The following is a 4,184-nucleotide window of genomic DNA, read 5'->3' as shown; positions in this document are numbered from 1 at the left end:
CGGCGGACGCCGCGGACGCCGCCGCGGCGGCCGCGGCCGAGGCGGTCCGGGCCGCGCTGCTGGCCGCATTGGCGGCGTTGATCGCGGTACGGGCGGCGGTGGCCGCGCTCTCGGCGGCGTCGGCGGCGCGGTGGGCGGCGGCCGTCGCCTGCTGGGCCGAGTTCTGGGCCGCGGCGGTCTCGGCGGCCGCCTTCTGGGCGGCCTCCTTGGCCAGGCGTGCGGCGTCCACCGCACGGCCGGAGGCCTCCTTGGCCGCCGCGGTCTCCTTGCCGGCCTCCAGGCCGGCCTGGCGGGCGGTCTCGACCAGCTGGCCGACCGTCATGGACTCCTGGTCCTGGGCCCGGGCCGCGTGCTGTCCCTCCCGCAGGAACTCCCGGACCGCCGCGGGCCCGGCGTCCAGGGCCGCGCTGCCCGCGTTCTTCAGCTGCGGGCCGCCCAGGTGCATCAGCCGCAGGGTCTGGACGCGGTCGTCCTCCTCCTGCGCCTTCCCGAGGCCGCCGCCGAGGAACCGGGCGACCGCCTCGGGGGAGCCGTCGTTGAGGGCCTGCTGCCCGGCCTCCTGCACGGCGGTGCCGCCGGTGTTCATGGCCCGCAGCACGCTGACCTTCTGGTCGTCCGCCAGGGGCTTGGTCCAGCCGGATGCCAGGAAGGTGTGCAGCTGCTCCGGGGTGCCGGCCAGCGCCGCCTGCGCCGCCTCCCGCACACCGGGACCGCTGACGTTCAACAGCTGGAGGACGGCCAGCCGTTCGTCCTGTTCGGCCGCGATCCTGCGTCCGGTGTCCAGGAAGGCGGCGACATCGCCGTCCGTGCCGGCCAGCGCCAGTGCGGCGGCGGCCTTGACCGAACCGCCGCCGCTCTTCCACTCGGCCACCGCCTGCGCCCGCGGGCCGGGCGGAACAGGTGCGGGCGTCCCGTCCGCCGCACTCGCGGCACCGGACAGCGAACCCGTGGCGAGCACCAGCACGACGCCGGCGGTCATCAGACGATGCGTCAGTCCTTTGGGTGGGGATGCCTTCCAGCGCCCCCCTGGTATCTGCTGTGTCATATCCCCTCGAAAACACGTCGGTTCGGATGAGACCGATCCGGACGGGCACCCCCGCCCGGCCGCACATGATTTCACAGCCGGACCACGGCATCTGACTGGCCATCGGTTTCCGACGAATCGTCAAAGGCATGTTTCACCTCATCTTTTACCATCCGTTGCATCACGGACATCTCTCGGTCCGCCGGCCGTGCGGGAGTGATATCAATAACCCGTCAGTTCGTCCGGGCACCCCGGCGGGTCCTGGACGCGGGCGTCCGCGGAAGTTCGTCCAGGTCCCTCCGGTCCGCGTTCCGGCGGGACGACCACTACGTAAACCAGACATATCCATGGGGGGTGAGGAGCCCGAAATGAGGGCCTCTTCTCGAATCCTGGCCGCCGCCACGACGGCAGGTCTCACACTTCTCGCCGGAGCCGCCGGCACCACGGCGGCGAACGCCTCGGCCACCGGGGGCGCACCGTTCGTCATCGAGGACTACTCGTATCCGAACGCGGACCGCATCCTGGCCGAGTCCGGCGTGCGCCTCAAGGGCGGCAACGGCAACATCGTGCTCGCCACCTGCGCGGCGGGCGGCGGCCAGTTGCGGATCATGGCGCGCAACCGGGACGACATCTGCTTCCGGATGACCGGGACCACCGGCCGACTGAGCCTCGAAGTCCCGCGGGTGCACGGCATCCAGAGCGACGGCGTGCGTGACGTGTCGGTCTCCATGTCCGTCGACGGCACCACCACCTCGTTCAAGGTCGACAAGAAGCTGTGGACCGCGGTCGGGGAGGCCGCCGACCCCCAGGGCCGCGCCCACACCCTGCTGGAGATCACCGCCACCGGCCCGGTCTCGGCCAACTCCGGCCTGTCGGACCGCCCCTACGTGGCCAAGCTCGACATCGGCGGCCACGGCTGCACCGGCACGCTGGTCGACCCGCGCTGGGTGCTGACCAGCGCGAGCTGCTTCGCCGACGACCCCGCGGTGTCGCTCGCCGTCCCTGCGGGCGCTCCGAAGAAGAAGACCACCGCCACGATCGGCCGCGGCGACCTGAACGGCACCGGCGGCCACACCACCGACGTGGTCGAGCTGGTACCGCGCGGCGACCGCGACCTGGTCATGGCGCGCCTGGACCTGCCCGCCTACGGCATCACCCCGGTCGCCCTGGCCGGCACCGCGCCGGTCCAGGGCGAGGAGCTCAAGCTCACCGGCTACGGCCGCACCCGGACCGAATGGGTCCCGGCCGCTCCGCACACGGCCGCGTTCAGCGTCGGCACCGTCGAGGCCACGGGCATCGACGTCACCGCCAAGGCTCCCGCCGACGCGACCGTCTGCCTCGGCGACGCCGGTGGCCCGGCCGTCCGCGAGACGGCCGGGAAGGCCGAGCTCGTCGCCGTCACCAGCCGCTCCTGGCAGGGCGGCTGCCTGGCCGCCACCGACACCCGCAGCGGCGCCTACGAGACGCGGGTGGACGACCTCGGCCCGTGGATCACGGCCCTGCGCGACCGCCGGTCCGCCGCTGTCGACGAGGTCGGCACCGGCCGCCTGCGCTTCGCGGACTTCGACGGCGACGGCCGGCCCGACTACATCACCATCGAGGACAACGGCGCGGTCAAGGTCTGGCTCAACCACGGCGGCGACCCCGCCGGCGGCTGGGCATCCATCGGCCAGGTCGCGAGCGGCGTCACCACCGACCGCAGCCGCGTCCGCCTCGCCGACTTCAACGGCGACGGCAAGGCCGACTACATCGTCGTCAACCCCGACGGCGCCGTGAACGTCTGGCTCAACCACGGCGGCGACCCCGCCGGCGGCTGGGAACCCATCGGCCGCGTCGCCACCGGCGTCACCGACCGCCAGGAACAGGTCCGCTTCGCCGACTTCGACGGCGACGGCCGCACCGACTACCTCGTCATCGAGGACAGCGGCGCGGTCAAGGTCTGGCTCAACCGCGGCGGCGACCCGGCGGGCGGCAACGGCTGGAAGGGCATCGGCCAGGTCGCGAGCGGCGTCACGCCCGACCGCAACGGCGTCCGCCTCGCCGACCTCGATGGTGACGGCAAGACCGACTACCTGATGATCAGCCCAGACGGCGCCGTCAGCGCCTGGCTCAACCGCGGCGGCGACCGTCACGGCGGCTGGCAGTCCACCGGTCGGATCGCCACCGGCGTCACCACCGATCAGAGCGCCGTCCAGCTCGTCGACTTCGACGGCGACACCCACGCCGACTACCTCAGGACGAACGCCACCGGCGCCGTCACCGCCTACGCCTACCGCGGCGGCGACACCGGCGGTGGCTGGGCCGCTCTCGGGCAGATCGCCGGCGGCGCCTGACGTCACCCTCCCCCGCCTGCTGCCTGCTGCCTGCTGCCTGCCGAAGGTGGCGCGCGGGAACGTCCGCCAACCGACTCACGCCACCGCGCGGACCGCGTGCCGCCAGGCCGCCGTCACCGCGCCGTGCGCCTGCGCCGTCGCCTCGGCCGGCTCACCGGCCAGGTGCAGGGGCGTGCCGAGGTGGACGTGCAGGGTCGGGCGGCGGGTGGGGGCGGTGGCGAGCCCGGCCAGCTGCTTCAGCGGGCTGCCGGAGGTGAGGCGGCGGGCGCCGACCTGGCCGAGCGGGACGACGGGCGCGCCGGTGGCGGCGGCGAGGCGGGCGAGGCCGCTGCGGAACGGGCCGGGCGGCTGTTCGCCGGAGTCACGACGCCGGGGCAGGCCGCCCTCGCCGTAGATCAGCACCACGTGCCCGGCCGCCAACGCCTCGGCGGCGCGGTCGAGGGCGTCGGCCGCGTGCGCGGTGCCGCGGTGCACGGGGATGTGGCCGTCCCGTCGGAGCAGCCGGCCGAGCACCGGCACCCGCCACAGCCCGGCCGCCGCGAGCACCACCGGCCGGGCACCGAGCCGGTGCAGGGCGGCGAGGACGACCGCCGGGTCGGCGAGCGAGGTGTGGTTGGCCGCGACGATCGTCCCGGGCGCGAGGACGGCCCCCGGGTCGGTGGTGACCCGCAGGGACCCGAAGGCGGGGACGAGGAGGGCGGCGGTGCGGCTGAGCATGGCGGTGACGTGATCCTCTGAGAGGGCGTTCGATACCGATTTAGGCTGCCGCGAGTGGTTTCGAGCGGAGGTATTGCCCGGTTCTGTCCGGGCTGGCGGTCAGACGGCTG

3 protein-coding genes are annotated in these 4,184 nt (G+C 74.1%); 1 reads left to right on the top strand and 2 read right to left on the bottom strand.

Going from position 1 to position 4,184, the window contains the following annotated elements; genetic code table 11:
* Positions 1 to 979, bottom strand: a 979-nt coding sequence (locus tag ABZ885_RS36525; RefSeq protein WP_360198750.1) for an ALF repeat-containing protein, incomplete at its 3' end; no start/stop codon positions are given.
* 413 nt (positions 980 to 1,392) lie between these two features.
* On the opposite strand from ABZ885_RS36525, the gene ABZ885_RS36520 reads away from it, so the two are divergent.
* Entirely contained in the window at positions 1,393 to 3,357 is a 1,965-nt protein-coding gene (locus ABZ885_RS36520) for an FG-GAP-like repeat-containing protein (protein ID WP_360198747.1), read from the top strand.
* A gap of 75 nt (positions 3,358 to 3,432) precedes the next feature.
* On the opposite strand, the gene ABZ885_RS36515 is transcribed toward ABZ885_RS36520, so the two are convergent.
* Positions 3,433 to 4,074 carry a lysophospholipid acyltransferase family protein gene (locus ABZ885_RS36515; RefSeq protein ID WP_360198744.1) on the bottom strand — a complete coding sequence of 214 codons (642 nt, stop codon included), beginning with the start codon at positions 4,072 to 4,074 and terminating at the stop codon, positions 3,433 to 3,435.
* Positions 4,075 to 4,184: the final 110 nt, after the last annotated feature.

It is taken from the genome of Kitasatospora sp. NPDC047058 (assembly GCF_040643935.1).
GTDB lineage: Bacteria > Actinomycetota > Actinomycetes > Streptomycetales > Streptomycetaceae > Kitasatospora.
This window is presented reverse-complemented; position numbering and strand designations above follow the sequence as displayed.

Bases quoted from the DNA above. Each gene is read 5' to 3' on its own strand.
- ABZ885_RS36520 (WP_360198747.1), top strand. From the start codon at position 1,393: ATGAGGGCCTCTTCTCGAATCCTGGCCGCCGCCACGACGGCAGGTCTC.
- ABZ885_RS36515 (WP_360198744.1), bottom strand. From the start codon at position 4,074: ATGCTCAGCCGCACCGCCGCCCTCCTCGTCCCCGCCTTCGGGTCCCTG.